15 protein-coding genes, 1 other RNA gene and 1 pseudogene are annotated in these 14,538 nt (G+C 56.3%); 5 read left to right on the top strand and 12 right to left on the bottom strand.

Annotation, left to right across the window (positions count from 1 at the left end):
• Positions 1-8 precede the first annotated feature (8 nt).
• The 3 genes from GVO84_RS05075 to ffs form a co-directional block, all read right to left on the bottom strand.
• Complete coding sequence (locus GVO84_RS05075) at positions 9-224, bottom strand: hypothetical protein (RefSeq protein WP_023334722.1); 216 nt, start codon at positions 222-224, stop codon at positions 9-11.
• Positions 221-472 carry a hypothetical protein gene (locus tag GVO84_RS05070; protein WP_023310587.1) on the bottom strand — a complete coding sequence of 84 codons (252 nt, stop codon included), beginning with the start codon at positions 470-472 and terminating at the stop codon, positions 221-223. The genes GVO84_RS05075 and GVO84_RS05070 overlap by 4 nt, the downstream gene beginning before the upstream one ends.
• Positions 473-733: 261 nt before the next feature.
• Positions 734-830: signal recognition particle sRNA small type (gene ffs, locus GVO84_RS05065), an RNA gene on the bottom strand.
• 84 nt (positions 831-914) lie between these two features.
• Here ffs and GVO84_RS05060 point away from each other — a divergent pair.
• Positions 915-1,312: pseudogene (locus GVO84_RS05060) on the top strand (MGMT family protein).
• A gap of 33 nt (positions 1,313-1,345) precedes the next feature.
• Here GVO84_RS05060 and GVO84_RS05055 read toward each other — a convergent pair.
• Positions 1,346-1,873 (bottom strand): YbaY family lipoprotein, encoded by a 528-nt coding sequence (locus GVO84_RS05055; protein ID WP_029741632.1) that lies wholly within the window; start codon positions 1,871-1,873, stop codon positions 1,346-1,348.
• A 200-nt stretch (positions 1,874-2,073) separates the two neighbouring features.
• Between GVO84_RS05055 and tesB the strand changes: the two genes are divergently transcribed.
• On the top strand, positions 2,074-2,934 hold the full coding sequence (gene tesB / locus GVO84_RS05050; protein ID WP_121425586.1) for an acyl-CoA thioesterase II: 861 nt from the start codon (positions 2,074-2,076) through the stop codon (positions 2,932-2,934).
• 96 nt (positions 2,935-3,030) lie between these two features.
• Here tesB and amtB read toward each other — a convergent pair whose 3' ends face one another.
• The 5 genes from amtB to GVO84_RS05025 all read right to left on the bottom strand — a co-directional run bounded on the left by amtB (position 3,031) and on the right by GVO84_RS05025 (position 8,950).
• Positions 3,031-4,320: an ammonium transporter AmtB gene (amtB, locus tag GVO84_RS05045; RefSeq protein WP_063144758.1), complete on the bottom strand. Its 1,290-nt coding sequence runs from the start codon at positions 4,318-4,320 to the stop codon at positions 3,031-3,033.
• A 35-nt stretch (positions 4,321-4,355) separates the two neighbouring features.
• Positions 4,356-4,694 (bottom strand): P-II family nitrogen regulator, encoded by a 339-nt coding sequence (glnK, locus tag GVO84_RS05040; protein ID WP_008503304.1) that lies wholly within the window; start codon positions 4,692-4,694, stop codon positions 4,356-4,358.
• A gap of 220 nt (positions 4,695-4,914) precedes the next feature.
• A complete protein-coding gene (locus GVO84_RS05035) occupies positions 4,915-6,696 on the bottom strand; it encodes a SmdB family multidrug efflux ABC transporter permease/ATP-binding protein (protein ID WP_159513567.1) in 1,782 nt (593 codons plus the stop codon).
• On the bottom strand, positions 6,689-8,461 hold the full coding sequence (locus GVO84_RS05030; RefSeq protein ID WP_159513566.1) for a SmdA family multidrug ABC transporter permease/ATP-binding protein: 1,773 nt from the start codon (positions 8,459-8,461) through the stop codon (positions 6,689-6,691). Before GVO84_RS05030 ends, GVO84_RS05035 begins: the two co-directional genes overlap by 8 nt.
• Positions 8,462-8,491: 30 nt before the next feature.
• Positions 8,492-8,950: an Lrp/AsnC family transcriptional regulator gene (locus tag GVO84_RS05025; protein ID WP_029739897.1), complete on the bottom strand. Its 459-nt coding sequence runs from the start codon at positions 8,948-8,950 to the stop codon at positions 8,492-8,494.
• A 115-nt stretch (positions 8,951-9,065) separates the two neighbouring features.
• On the opposite strand from GVO84_RS05025, the gene GVO84_RS05020 reads away from it, so the two are divergent.
• A complete protein-coding gene (locus tag GVO84_RS05020) occupies positions 9,066-10,112 on the top strand; it encodes a PLP-dependent cysteine synthase family protein (RefSeq protein ID WP_159513565.1) in 1,047 nt (348 codons plus the stop codon).
• Positions 10,113-10,153: 41 nt separating this feature from the next.
• Here the strand turns inward: GVO84_RS05020 and cof are convergent, their stop codons facing one another.
• Positions 10,154-10,972 carry an HMP-PP phosphatase gene (gene cof / locus GVO84_RS05015; RefSeq protein ID WP_159513564.1) on the bottom strand — a complete coding sequence of 273 codons (819 nt, stop codon included), beginning with the start codon at positions 10,970-10,972 and terminating at the stop codon, positions 10,154-10,156.
• Positions 10,973-11,073: 101 nt separating this feature from the next.
• On the opposite strand from cof, the gene GVO84_RS05010 reads away from it, so the two are divergent.
• A complete protein-coding gene (locus tag GVO84_RS05010) occupies positions 11,074-12,774 on the top strand; it encodes an SgrR family transcriptional regulator (RefSeq protein WP_121425589.1) in 1,701 nt (566 codons plus the stop codon).
• 66 nt (positions 12,775-12,840) lie between these two features.
• The gene (queC, locus tag GVO84_RS05005; RefSeq protein ID WP_032646166.1) at positions 12,841-13,536 is read left to right on the top strand and encodes a 7-cyano-7-deazaguanine synthase QueC; all 696 of its coding nucleotides are present in this window, start codon (positions 12,841-12,843) and stop codon (positions 13,534-13,536) included.
• Positions 13,537-13,597: 61 nt separating this feature from the next.
• Here queC and GVO84_RS05000 read toward each other — a convergent pair whose 3' ends face one another.
• A complete protein-coding gene (locus tag GVO84_RS05000; RefSeq protein ID WP_032646165.1) occupies positions 13,598-13,996 on the bottom strand; it encodes a YbgC/FadM family acyl-CoA thioesterase in 399 nt (132 codons plus the stop codon).
• A 99-nt stretch (positions 13,997-14,095) separates the two neighbouring features.
• Positions 14,096-14,476 (bottom strand): helix-hairpin-helix domain-containing protein, encoded by a 381-nt coding sequence (locus GVO84_RS04995; protein WP_121425591.1) that lies wholly within the window; start codon positions 14,474-14,476, stop codon positions 14,096-14,098.
• Positions 14,477-14,538 lie beyond the last annotated feature (62 nt).

The raw sequence follows: 14,538 nt of genomic DNA, 5'->3' as shown, positions 1-14,538 counted from the left end.
GTCAGGAGTTAATGCTGAGCAGGAATAGGAAAACCTTTCAGTGAAATAACGAAGCTTTCACCGTCTTTCTTTATTTTTGCGCCGGTATCACACCAGTCAGACGCAATACGAAAGAACTCATCACTTCCGACATTCCAGCCAAGACGTACATGCTTCACGTAGCCTGAACGCAACAGATCGCAGGCCTCTTTGTAGTCACTGGCAGTTGACAGTTGTTGTTTCATTTTCTCTTCTTCAGAAGTTTGCGTAGAGCTTTGATTTCTTTAGGAGTAAAAGGAGAAACACTCTCTTCTTCCGTATGCTGATTATCAATATCCTCTTCCGATACTCCCGCCTCTTCTACTGCTTCGAACGCCAGCAGCAGCAGTTTCTCTGTCGTCACGCTTAAATTCTCGTTATTGACTTCCGCATAGTGGCGAAGCCTTTCTTTTAGCGCGTCATCAATTTTAACGTTTAATACCGCTGTAGCCATGTTTGTCACTTCCCTTCGGAACAAGTACTTTATTTAATACACGAAGTTAACAATGTTATCCAGATATATATTTTTTTGAGTTATGGAAGAAAATAACCGTCCAATTATAAAATGACAGTCTATTATTACAGGTTTATGACAATAATATTTCAGTACAATGAAATATATATTACACGATATAGGCACAATCTTATTGTGGAATAACTTTTCAAGTGGAGAGGTGAAGCAGGAAGATCTTATGAGGGCAGAAATGGGTGGGGGCCCTGCCAGCTACATCCCGGCACACACGTCGTCTGCCCTGGCTGCTTCCTTCCGGACCTGACCTGGTGAACAGAGTAGCGTTGCGGGAGAACCAACAGAGCCCCCATTGAGAGCGTTGATAACCAACGCGCTGGCGCATTATCCCTGTGCTAAGGCCCAATTGCAAGCGACCAGGAACCGGATGCTGGTTTCTTGCGCAAACAGGCGCAGCAATCATTAAGATCTTCGTTTACCATAGCTTTCCAGAAACTCCCTACAGGTGAAGGTATGGACGAACAAGACTCCTTTCCACAGCGCGTATGGCAAATCGTGGCCTCAATCCCGGAAGGCTACGTCACCACCTATGGTGATGTCGCACGCCTGGCCGGTTCCCCGCGCGCGGCACGACAGGTTGGCGGCGTCCTGAAACGGCTGCCGGAAGGAAGTACGTTGCCCTGGCATCGGGTGGTGAATCGTCATGGCGCCATTTCGCTTACCGGGCCGGATCTCCAGCGTCAGCGTCAGGCGTTACTATCAGAAGGGGTGCAGGTGTCAGGGTCGGGTCAGATCGATTTGCAGAAATTTCGCTGGGTATATTGACCCCTCTCCCGGAGGAGAGGGGCAATGCAGACATTACATCTGAGTCGGTGGGGTTGGCAGAGACGGCTGATTGGTCTGCGGTGCGACCGGTACTTCGGTCTGCTGCACCGGCACCAGGTTCAGGTCGACTTTGGTCCCGCCGTTGTTAATCGCTTCCTGGACCGTATCGGTGATAAAGACCAGCTTACCGTTGATGGTTACCGCTGCGCTCAGCAGGATACGGGCGTTAGGCTGCACGTCCGACGGGTTATACGGCAACACGAAGCTAAACGGCGCCTGCTTGCCTTCAGTACGAACGGCGCGCTGAGCCACGACTTTCGACGGCGCGTCGGCCAGAGAAGCATCAGACAGCGTCACGGTTAATACCGCATCCGGCGGCAGCGCAACTTTCTGTTTAATCCAGATGGTACCGGAAACGTTAGGCTGCTGAATGGATTGCTGCGAAAGGGTATTAATCCCGTTCGGGTCTGCTGCTGGCACTGGCACCTGGGCGCTCTTACCGGCACAGGCGGACAACGCCACCGCAATAGCTACACCACTTAGCATGGGCACGAGTTTCATTGAAGTCTCCTTATCAATGCACCAGCGGGATCGATCCCATCCGATGTCGTTTCAATCACATAACGTATTTAAGTGTGGCACAGATCACCGATTTATGCCTGAAAACGTGCAGATATTCAGATTATTCTACCCATCGGACCACTTTCATTTCTGCGTTATACTCTGCCTATCTTTCGCTACGGCGTTTATTGAGGACAACTATGAGTCAGGCACTGAACAATCTGCTGACATTACTGAATCTGGAAAAAATTGAGGAAGGACTCTTTCGCGGACAGAGCGAAGATCTCGGCTTACGCCAGGTCTTCGGGGGGCAAGTCGTTGGACAAGCGCTGTACGCTGCAAAGGAGACTGTCCCGGCAGACCGTCTGGTGCATTCGTTCCACAGCTATTTCTTACGCCCTGGCGATAGCGCGAAACCAATCGTGTATGACGTTGAGGTCCTGAGAGACGGCAACAGCTTCAGCGCTCGCCGCGTAGCGGCCATTCAGAACGGCAAGCCAATCTTTTATATGACCGCCTCTTTCCAGGCGCCGGAACCCGGCTACGAGCATCAAAAAGTGATGCCGCCGGCACCCGCGCCAGACGATCTCAAATCAGAGACCGATATCGCCCGTGCGCTGGCGCATCTGCTTCCGCCGCAGGTCAAAGAGAAGTTTCTCTGCGATAAACCGCTGGAGATCCGCCCGGTTGAGTTCCATAACCCGATGAAAGGCCACCCCGCAGAGCCAAAGCGCCAGGTCTGGATCCGAGCTAACGGCACCGTGGCTGAGGACTTCCGCGTTCATCAGTATCTGCTGGGGTATGCGTCGGATTTCAACTTCCTGCCGGTGGCGCTGCAGCCGCACGGCGTCGGGTTCCTTGAAAAAGGGATGCAGGTCGCGACGATCGATCACTCCATGTGGTTCCACCGTCCCTTCAACATGAATGAGTGGCTGCTCTACAGCGTGGAGAGTACGTCAGCGTCGAGCGCTCGCGGGTTTGTGCGCGGGGAGTTTTATACGCAGGACGGCGTGCTGGTGGCTTCTACGGTGCAGGAAGGGGTGATGCGTAACCGAGGTTGATGTTGTGCGGTCTGATGCCCTCACCCTGACCCTCTCCCACGGGGAGAGGGAATACACACTAAAAACGGCAACCTCAGGTTGCCGTTTTGCTGTTTATCAGGCGTTATACGCATTCTCGCCGTGGCTGTTGACGTCCAGACCTTCGCGTTCCTGCTCTTCAGGGACACGCAGACCGACCGTCATGTCCGCCAGTTTGTAGCCAATGAAAGCAACAACGGCAGACCACACAACGGTGAGAGCAATACTTTCCAGCTGCACCAGCAGCTGATGAACCATGGTGACGCCTTCAGCGTAGCCTACACCGCCCAGCGATTTGGCAGCAAAGATACCGGTCATGATACAGCCGACGATGCCGCACACGCCGTGCACGCCAAACACATCGCATGGGTCGTCAACGCGCAGCACGCGTTTCAGTGCGGTAACGCCCCACAGACCCGCCAGACCGGACACCAGGCCGACCAGCAGCGCACCGCCTACGCCGACATAACCGCACGCCGGGGTGATGCCAACCAGACCGGCAATGGCACCCGAACAGGCACCCAGCAGAGAAGGTTTACCGCGTACCGCCCACTCGCCAAACACCCAGGAGAGGATTGCACCCGCCGTGGCCACAACGGTGTTCACGAAGGCCAGCGCGGCGATTTCGTTTGCTGCACTCGCTGAGCCGGCGTTGAAGCCAAACCAGCCAAAGTAGAGGATAGCCGTACCGGTAAACACCATCGGCAGGTTGTGCGGTTTAAACGCTTCTTTACCAAAGCCCACGCGTTTGCCAATCAGGTATGCGCCAACCAGACCCGCTACCGCGGCGTTGATGTGTACAACGGTACCGCCCGCGAAGTCCAGCGCACCGTGCGTTGCCAGCAGACCGCCACCCCAGACCATGTGCGCAATCGGCACATAGGAGAGCGTCAGCCAGACCACCACGAAGATCAGGACGGCAGAGAAACGAATACGCTCGGCGAGCGCGCCCACAATCAGCCCGACGGTAATACAGGCGAAGGAGCCCTGGAACGCAACGTGGATATACTGATAGAAACTGCCCATCAGCGCGGTCAGCTCAATATTTTTCAGCATCACCCAGTCGAAGTTACCAAAGAACGCGTTGCCCGTGCCGAACGCCAGCGAGTAACCGTAAACCACCCACAGCACGCAGACCAGTGCGAACGTCACGGCAACCTGCGTCAGCATGGAGAGAACGTTTTTGCCACGGATCAGGCCGCCGTAGAACAGCGCAATGCCCGGAATTGACATGAACAGCACCAGCGCGGTGCTGATCATCATAAAGGCGTTATCGGCTTTGTCGACCACCGCAGGGGTAGCAGCCAGCGCCAGGCCCGGCAGCAGTGCCAGCGAACCCAGACCCGTTTTGAGTGTTGCTATCTTCATTTTCTCGATCCCTATCACTGTGTGCCAGGAGTTACTTACAGAGCCGCTTCGTCAGATTCGCCGGTACGAATGCGAATGACGCGCTGCAGTTCGGCAACGAAAATTTTGCCGTCGCCAATTTTGCCGGTATAGGCCGCTTTGCTAATGACATCAATAACTTCATCAAGCTGATCGTCAGCAATTGCGACATCAATTTTTACTTTTGGCAGGAAGTTAACGCTGTATTCCGCCCCGCGATAAAGCTCGGCATGACCCTTCTGACGACCAAAGCCTTTCACTTCGGTGACAGTCAGTCCCTGAATACCCATTGAAGACAACGCTTCACGCACGTCTTCGAGTTTGAATGGTTTGATTACAACCGTAACCAGCTTCATAGATCCCCTCCAGTCAGAATTCGGTAATGGCCGTAGCTTACGCAGAAGGTATTGCAAGGGGTGTGCCAGAAATGAAAACGAGGGGGAACAGCGGTGCGATGAGCGTTACACGGTTCTGTTAAACGCGCAGGTGAAAAAAAACGCACCATGCCGGTGCAGGGTGCGTTTCAGTTTTGCACCAACAGGAATGACTGTTAGCGCGGCGCCTCATTTTAGTGCATCAGGCGCTAAGCGACTCTTCATCACGCACGCTGGCCGCCAGCTCCTCGCCCGCCAGCTGCAGCTGGTACATCTGCCAGTAGCGCCCTTTTGCTTCCAGCAGTTCACGGTGCGTACCGCGTTCAACGGCCTGTCCGCGATGCAGCACCAGAATAGTGTCCGCTTCGACGATGGTGGAAAGACGGTGGGCAATTACCACCAGCGTCGTATGGTCGCGTACCGCGGCCAGCGCCTGCTGGATGGCCTGCTCGGTGCCGGAGTCAATACTGGCCGTCGCTTCATCCAGAATCAGTATCTGCGGCGTTTCAATCAGCACCCGCGCCAGCGCCAGGAGCTGCTTTTGCCCGACGGAGAGATTGTTCCCCTGCTCGCCCAGTTTGGTATTGATCCCATCGCTAAACCCGCGCGCCAGCTCTGCCAACTGCACTTTTTCCAGCACGTCCCAGACCTGCTCCTGGGTGTAGTCTCGCCCCAGGGTCACGTTGGCGTAGAAGGTATCGGCCAGCACGACCGGATCCTGCTGCACCATCGCAACGCCTTTGCGTAACACAGTATGGCTGAGAGACGCGAGCGGGCGTCCGTCGAGACGGATTTCACCTTCCGTGACCGGGTAATAGCCCATCAACAGGCTGGCAAGCGTGCTCTTACCGCTGCCGGTATGCCCCACCAGCGCCACGAAACCGCGAGATGGAACGTCAAGCGTAATGTCCTGCAACACCAGCCGGTCTTCGCGATAGGCAAACGAGACGTTATCAAAGGCGATAGTCCCGCTTTGCAGAGGTCGCTCGTCATTGCCGTAGGCCTGGCGTGGCCTGTCCATTAACTCAAACACGCGCTCACCGGCAACCACCGCCTGTTGCAGCATCGATTGCTGGGTGGTGAGTTCGATCAGCGGCTCGTTAAGGCGTCCCAGATAGCTAATAAAGGCGTACAGCACGCCCACTTCGATCGTACCGTTTGAGCTCAGGCCAAAGAGCATCAGCAGCCCGCAAAGCACCAGCGCAGAGAAAAGGCTGAGCAGCGGACGCAGCAGGAAACCGTCGAGGCGCAGCGTCTGCATACGCGCCATGTAGTGCGAACGGCTGGCTTCGCCCATGCGCTCGCCAAAGCGCGCCTGCTGGCGGAACTGCTGGATGACGCTCATGCCGTTGATCACTTCGTTGAAGCCATCGTTGATGTCGGCCAGATAAGCGCGCACCCGACGCACAATCGGCGTGCTGTAGCGCTGGTAAATGATCATGACAATCAGCACCGCCGGGAAAATGGTGATCGCCACCAGTGCCATGCGCCAGTCGAGGCTGAACATCGCCACCAGCATCGCGCCAATCAGCGCCGCGCTGCGCAGTACGGTTGCCACCACGGTGACGTACAGATCGCGGATCACCTCGGTATCGTTGGTCACGCGCGAAATCACCTGCCCGACCGGCTGGATATCAAATTCGCTGAGCGGCTGGCGAAGCGCCGCGTCCATCACATCCGTACGCAGCTGCTGAACAACGCCCACGGCTGCACGGTTAAACAGCAGCGACTGAGCATAGTGCAACCCTGCTGCCGTCAGCTGTAAGCCAACGTAGGCCACGCCTAAACCCGCCACCAGCCCCAGCGGCAGATAGCTTTTGGCGACCATGTTGTCGATAAAATAGCTGATGAGCAGCGGACCGCTCACCTCAGCAATCGCCGCAATCCAGAGTAAAAGCACGGCCACGGAGAGCGGTTTACGCCACGGAGAGCCGTAGGCCAGCAGACGTTTGAGCGTCGGCCACATCGTTCCAAGCTTACGCATTGGCGGCCTCCTCATTCTGCTCCGGCGCATCGTCCAGCGCCGCCTCAAGCTGTTGATAGCGGTACATATCGCGATACCATCCCGGCTGCTCGGCAAGCGTTTCATGCTGTCCGCGCTGGGCAATGTGCCCGTGCTGCAATACCAGAATTTCGCTGGCCTCAGTGAGCGCTGACAAACGGTGGGCGCTGATAATCACCGTGCGTCCGTCGCCCCACTGGCGCAGGTTATGTAGGATCTGATGCTCGGTACGGCCGTCCACGGCGGAAAGCGCATCATCCAGGATCAGGATTTCAGCATTCAGCAGCAGAGCGCGGGCAATGGAGATACGCTGCTTTTGCCCCCCGGACAGCATGACGCCGCGCTCCCCGACTTCCGTTTCGTAGCCCTGCGGCAGACGCAAAATGTCATCATGTACGCTGGCCAAACGCGCCACATGCTCAATTTCTTCCTGCGTTGCCGAAGGACGTCCCAGGGCAATGTTGTTCGCCACGGTGTCCGAAAATAAAAACGGCGTCTGGCTGACGACCGCCAGGCGACCGCGCCACTCGTCCAGCAGCAGTCTGGTCAGGGGAATATCGTGGAAGCGGATATCGCCTTCGGTAACGTCAAAGTGGCGCTGAAGCAGAGAGAGCACGGTACTTTTGCCGGATCCCGTCGGGCCGCAGATGCCCAGCATCTGCCCTGGCTGCAGGGTAAAGCTGACGTTTTCCAGTACCGGATGCTCCGTATGCGGATAGATAAACTGCCGGACGTCGACGGCCATGACGCCGCGCCCTTCCGGTACGGCTTCGCTACCGTCGATGACCACCGGCGCTTCGGCCAGCATGGCGCGAATGCGGCTATAGGCGGCGCTGCCGCGCTCCACGATGTTAAACATCCAGGCCAGCGCCAGCATCGGCCAGATCATGAGCCCCAGATACATCGCAAAGCTGGTCAATTGCCCCAGGGTCAACGAGCCCTGCACCACCATCCAGCTTCCGCCGCCAATCGCCAGCAGGTTTGCCATGCCAATCGCGATATAAATCGTCGGGTCAAACCGGGCGTCGATACGCGCGACGCGCATGTTCTTCGCTCCCGTGTCCGCCGCATCGGCGGCAAACAGCGCGGACTGACGGTCTTCCAGGCCAAACGCTTTGATCATGCGGATGCTGGTCATGCTCTCCTGGGTGCGATCGTTCAGAGACGAAAACGCCGCCTGCGCCAGCTTAAAGCGCTCGTGCAGCTGTTCACCGTAGCGATTGATCGCCAGCGCCATGATCGGCATCGGCAGCAGGGCAAGCAGGGTCAACTGCCAGCTGATCTGCGTGGACATCACGATCAGCACCGCACAGCCCATCACCAGCGAGTCCACCAGCGTCAGCACCCCTTCCCCGGCGGCAAAGACCACGCGATCGACGTCGTTAGTCGCACGGGCGATGAGATCCCCGGTGCGATGGCGCAGATAAAATTCGGGATGCTGTCGGCTCAGCTGGCGGTAAAAATCTTCACGCAGCTCAACGGCCAGCTGATAGGACGCACCGAACAGCAGCACGCGCCAGACGTAGCGCAGCAGATAAACAATGACGGCCGTCAGCACCAGCGTGCCGACCCACATCAACACCCGTGCGGTGGTGTAATGCTGTTCGGTGACGCCATCCACGACGTACCCCACCACTTTCGGCGGGATCAGCTGCAGGATGGCAATGATAATAAGCAGGAATACTGCGCCGAGGTAGCGTTGCCACTCCCGACGAAAGTACCAGCTTAGTTGGGCAAATAATCGCACGCGGTTTGTTCCTGAAGGTATTTTACGAAGTTATTCAATAGGTAATGCTGTGGTGTATTTAATCTGTTCCATGGCGAAGCTTGAGGTGACGTCCGACAAACCCGGTACGCTGTTCACCAGCCGCTTGTAGAAATCATCATAGCGCTTCATGTCGGCCACCTGAACGCGCATCAGGTAATCGTACTCTCCGGCCATTCGCCAGAAACCGAGCACCTCGGGCATCTCCGACACCTGAGTGACGAAGCGGCAATACCAGTCGCTGCTGTGATGCTGGGTTTTTATCAGAACAAACGCCGTCAGCCCAAGCCCCAGCTTTTCGGGATCTAACAACGCGACACGCCCCAGAAGAATGCCGTCATCTTCCAGCTTCTTAAGGCGCTTCCAGCACGGGGTGGTGGTCAGATTAACGGCATCTGCCAGCGCCTGCAAAGAGAGGGTACAGTCATTTTGCAGCAATGAAAGGAGCTTGCGGTCAATTTTATCTAGCATACCCACCTCGCAGAGAAAAATTTTCTCCCTTCATTCTATTTTAAAGGGCAGATAGCAACAATTTTTTCTGTGCTTTTCGCTATGCTAGGCACAAAATGACAAACGGATAACGACGATGAATAGCACCTGGGTTAAACATGCGATCAGCGAAATCAATGCCGACTATCAGCGCTCGGCGGATACGCACCTGATTCGCCTTTCCCTGCCGGGATTTGACGGCATTCAGCTCTATCTGAAAGATGAAAGCACCCATCCTACCGGCAGCCTGAAGCATCGACTGGCGCGCTCTCTGTTTTTATACGGTTTGTGTAACGGCTGGATCAAAGAAGGCACCACCATCATAGAATCCTCATCCGGTTCAACGGCGGTATCCGAAGCCTATTTTGCCCGCCTGCTGGGCCTGCCGTTTATCGCGGTGATGCCGTCCTGCACCGCAAAACGCAAAATCGAGCAAATCGAATTTTACGGCGGTCGCTGCCACTTTGTGGAAAGCGCCTGCGAAATCTACGCCGCTTCCGAAATGCTGGCCCGCGAGCTGAACGGCCACTATATGGACCAGTTCACCTTCGCCGAGCGCGCAACGGACTGGCGCGGCAATAACAACATTGCCGACAGTATTTTCCGCCAGATGACCCACGAACCGCATCCGGTTCCGTCGTACATCGTCATGAGCGCCGGTACCGGCGGCACGTCAGCCACTATCGGACGCTACATCCGCTGTCAGGGCTACGATACCCAACTGATGGTGGTTGACCCGCAGAACTCCGTGTTCCTCGACTACTGGCAAAATCGCGATGCCGGTCTGCGCAACCCGGTGGGCAGTAAAATTGAAGGGATTGGCCGCCCGCGCGTGGAGCCCTCTTTCATCCCCGACGTTGTGGATGAGATGATGCGCGTGCCGGATGCCGCCAGCGTGGCAACGGCGCACTGGCTGGAGACGCAGCTGGGGCGCAAAGTGGGCGCATCGACGGGCACCAATATGTGGGGCGCACTGCAGCTTGCCGCACGTATGCGCGAAGAGGGCCGCACCGGTTCCATCGTCACGCTGCTGTGCGACAGCGGCGAGCGTTATCTTGATACCTACTACAACGCGGAGTGGGTACAGGCCAACATCGGCGATATCGCCCCGTGGAAAGCGCAGATTGCACAGCTTGTGAAATAAAAAAAAGCCAGACCGAAGTCTGGCTTGCTGGAAGGGTCTCACTATTCGGGGGAATACGGGAGGTTGTTGTTGTCCAGCCAATGCGTCAAAAAATGGGACACTGCTTCATTGCGGCAGTGGCCAATAACCGGCAGATGGGGAAGTTCTGCTTTCAGCTGCGCCATCGCATTCCCCATGATCAGACCGCGACCTACGCTACCCAGCATTTCGCGGTCATTCATGGCGTCACCAAACGCCATACACTCCTGCAGCGTTAAGCCCAGGTGGTCGCTCAGTACCGCCAGAGCGGAACCTTTGTTACAGCCCACCGGCAGCACTTCCAGACAATCGACCGCCGAGAAGGTCAGGTGCGCCCGGTCGCCCAGCGCCTCATTCAGTTGAATCCTTAAACGGCACAGATCGTCATGATCGCCGCAGAAGCAGATCTTAGTTACCGCATGGGCGGGGATCCGACGCAGATCGATAAGCTGGTATTTAAAGCCGCTGTAAACATGCGCGTGCAATAATTCCGGGATTTCGCTTCCGGTAAACCAGCCCCGATCGTTAAAGACGTGGATACTGGCCTTCGTGTCCCAGGTGCTGTGCAGCACGATATCCGCCACTTCCGGGTTGAGATCCTGCCGGTGCAGCACATCGCCTTCTACGGAGTGAATGCGCGTCCCGTTGCCGGTGATCAGAAAAGCGTCGAGTGAAAACGCCCCCAGCAAATGGCGCATTTCCAGCACATGACGCCCGGTGGCAAACGTCAGGGTGACATTACGCTCGTGCAGGCGCTTCAGCGTGTTCAGGGTTTTTTCCCCTAAACGGTGATCCGGCATTAACAGCGTACCGTCCATATCAAATGCAGCGAGCCGAGCCATGATTACTCCCGAAATGTGATGCGGTTAACTTGTGCATCAGTATCGTGTGAGATATACGGAAGTAATAGTGAATAGATGATAATTATTGTTCCGGGTTTCTTATGCGCCAGCTCAATCGACTCAACCAGTATCACCGCCTCTGGCAGCCTTCCCTGGGTGCAACGCAGCAGGTCACCATCAGCGAACTGGCTGCCCGCTGTTTTTGCAGCGAGCGGCATGTCCGAACGCTGCTGCGCCAGGCTCAGGAGGCGGGCTGGCTGAGCTGGCGAGCGCAGTCTGGCCGCGGTAAGCGCGGTGAGCTAACGTTCCATGTCGCCCCGGAGTCACTGCGCAATGCGATGATGGAAGAGGCGCTGAAGAGCGGGCAGCAGCATAACGCGCTGGAACTGGCCCAGCTTGCCCCCGCAGAATTACGATCGTTGCTGCATCCGTTTTTGGGCGGGCAGTGGCAAAACGACACGCCGACACTGCGTATCCCCTATTACCGCTCGCTGGATCCGCTTCAGCCGGGGTTTTTACCTGGCCGGGCGGAGCAGCATCTGGCGGGACAGGTTTTCTCAGGTTTAACGCGTTTTCACGGCAACAGCAGTGAACCCACGGGCGATCTCGCCCATCACTGGGAGGTGTCGGAGGACGGTTTGCGCTGGCATTTCTACATTCGCTCCACTCTGCACTGGCATAACGGCGATAAAATCGAAACCGGACAGCTTCAGCAAAGCCTGGATGCGCTTTTCGCCTTGCCTGCCCTGCGTAAACTGTTCCAGAGCGTTTTACGCGTTGACGTTACCCATCCTCAGTGTCTGACCTTTACGCTGCACCAGCCGGATTACTGGCTGGCGCACCGCCTGGCCACCTACTGTAGCCGGCTCGCACATCCCGAACAGCCTATGACGGGCAGCGGCCCCTTCAGAGTCAGCGTGTATGAGCCGGATCTGGTTCGTCTGGAAAGCCACGAACAGTACCATCTCAGCCATCCGCTGCTTAAGGCTATCGAGTACTGGATCACACCGTCGCTGTTTGACTATGGGTTAGGGACCAGCTGTCGTCATCCGGTGCAGATCGCCATTGGCGAGCCGGATGAACTGGAGAGTCTGCGCCTGGTGACGAACAGCACCAGCCTGGGCTTTTGTTATCTCACCCTGAAGCAAAGCCCGCACCTGAGCGAAATGCAGGCTCGACGACTCATCAACATCATTCATCTCTCGACGCTTCTGCATACGCTTCCGCTCAATGAAGGGCTGATTACCCCGACAGAGGAGTTGCTCCCCGGCTGGGCGATCCCTCAGTGGCCGGATTTAACACATGTCCCTCTGCCGAAGAAGCTAACCCTGATTTATCATTTACCGGTTGAGTTACACACGATGGCGCGCCAGCTAAAACAGTACCTTGCAAAACACGACTGTGAGCTTACGGCGATCTTTTACGATGCGAAAACCTGGGACGGGTGCCAGCAACTGGCGGAAGCGGACATCATGATGGGCGACAGGCTGATTGGCGAAGCGCCGGAATATACGCTTGAACAGTGGCTGCGCTGTGATGCCCTCTGGCCACACGTGCTTAGCGCACCGCAATATGCTCATCTGCAGGCCACCCTGGATGCCGTACAGACCCAGGCCGACGAACAGGCCAGACATGCCGGGCTGAGGGCCATTTTCTCCCGGCTCATGGAAAAGGCGGTGATAACTCCCCTGTTCAATTATCAATACCAGGTCAGCGCCCCGCCGGGGGTCAACGGCATACGTCTCAACACCCGCGGCTGGTTTGATTTTACCGAAGCCTGGCTGCCCGCCCCGAAATCGTGAAGAAGCTGGTCGCCGTCGTGGTCAGACGGTAACATAACGTTTTTATCGTAACAGTCGAGATGATTTATGAAACGTGCCGTCGTCGTGTTCAGCGGAGGACAAGACTCTACTACCTGCCTGGTCCAGGCCCTTCATCAGTACGATGAAGTTCACTGTGTCACTTTCGATTATGGTCAGCGTCACCGCGCTGAAATCGACGTTGCCCGTGAACTTGCCCTGAAACTCGGCGCACGCGCGCACAAGGTGCTGGACGTTACGTTGTTAAATGAACTGGCCGTGAGCAGCCTCACCCGGGACAGTATCCCGGTACCTGACTACGAACCCGATGCCAGCGGCATTCCGAATACCTTCGTGCCTGGCCGTAATATCCTCTTCCTGACCCTGACGGCGATCTACGCCTATCAGGTAAAGGCGGAAGCGGTGATCACGGGCGTGTGCGAGACCGACTTCTCCGGCTACCCGGACTGTCGCGATGAGTTCGTGAAAGCGTTAAACCACGCCGTCAATCTGGGGATGGCGAAAGAGACACGCTTTGAAACCCCGCTCATGTGGCTGGATAAAGCCGAAACCTGGGCGCTGGCGGACTACTGGGGCAAGCTGGACCTTGTTCGCAGCGAAACGCTCACCTGCTATAACGGTATCAAAGGCGACGGTTGCGGCCAGTGCGCGGCCTGTAATCTTCGCGCTAACGGGCTGAACCACTATCTTGCCGATAAAGTCGGCGTGATGGCCGCGATGCAGAAAAAGACCGGTCTTAAATAAGGCTACTTGACCGTGCTGTCGCAAAACAGGTGTCGACAGCACGAGTACGCCTTAATATGTCTTATACGATCATCAACTCCAGCTTTTCCCGCAACTCCCCTTCCAGCGGCAGCGCTTTCTGCGTTTTCAGATCGATACAGACAAAGGTGATCAGCGCATCAGCCACCACCTGCCCTTCTGGATCGAGCGTCACCACCTGGCTTAATACCCCGCTTTTGCCATTGATCTGTTGCACCTGGCTGGTCACCGTGAGTACATCGCCCAGCACGGCCGGACGGCGGTAGTTGATGTTGATATTGACGACCACGAACGCGATGTTGTGCGCGGTCAGCCACTGAAAGCTTTCGCTGTTTTCCAGCCCGTCCCAGCGCGCTTCTTCAAGAAACTCGAGATAGCGTGCGTTGTTAACATGCTGGTAAACGTCGAGATGAAAACCGCGTACTTTGATTTTTGTCTGCATAGCGCAATAGCCTTTACTGTTATTGTAGGATGAGAGGTCATAACTGGTATGACCTCTTTATCCTGGCAAAATTTTGCCGCAGTGCAAGAAATTGCGTTATTACAACGTCAGGTGTGAGAGGTTGCGCTCAACCAGCGCGCTGCCCATGCCCGGCACCTGTTTGAGATCGTCGACCGTCTTGAAAGGACCATACTCTTCGCGGTAGCTGACGATGGCCTGCGCTTTTTTCAGGCCGACACCATTCATCGCGCGAGCCAGATCTTCCGCAGAGGCCGAATTGATACTGACCCGCGTACCGTCATCATCCGCATTTTTACCGGCGTCAGCCGCTTTGGTTTGCCCTTGAACCGGCGCTGCCGCATCGGACTTGCTCTGCGTAGCCTGTGGTTTGGCAGCTGGCGTCGCCGCCAGCGCGCCCGCGCTCATCCCGGTGGTGGCAATAGCCAGCGTAATTAACAGTGCTTTGATTCCACATTTCATGCTGTTATCTCCTTGTTTGTTGACAGCCACGTCACGATAGCCGCCAGATAAACTCGGTACAA

Origin of the sequence: Enterobacter sp. SM3 (assembly GCF_009811935.2) — a bacterium.
In the GTDB taxonomy this organism is placed as follows: Bacteria; Pseudomonadota; Gammaproteobacteria; order Enterobacterales; family Enterobacteriaceae; genus Enterobacter; species Enterobacter asburiae_D.
This window is presented reverse-complemented; position numbering and strand designations above follow the sequence as displayed.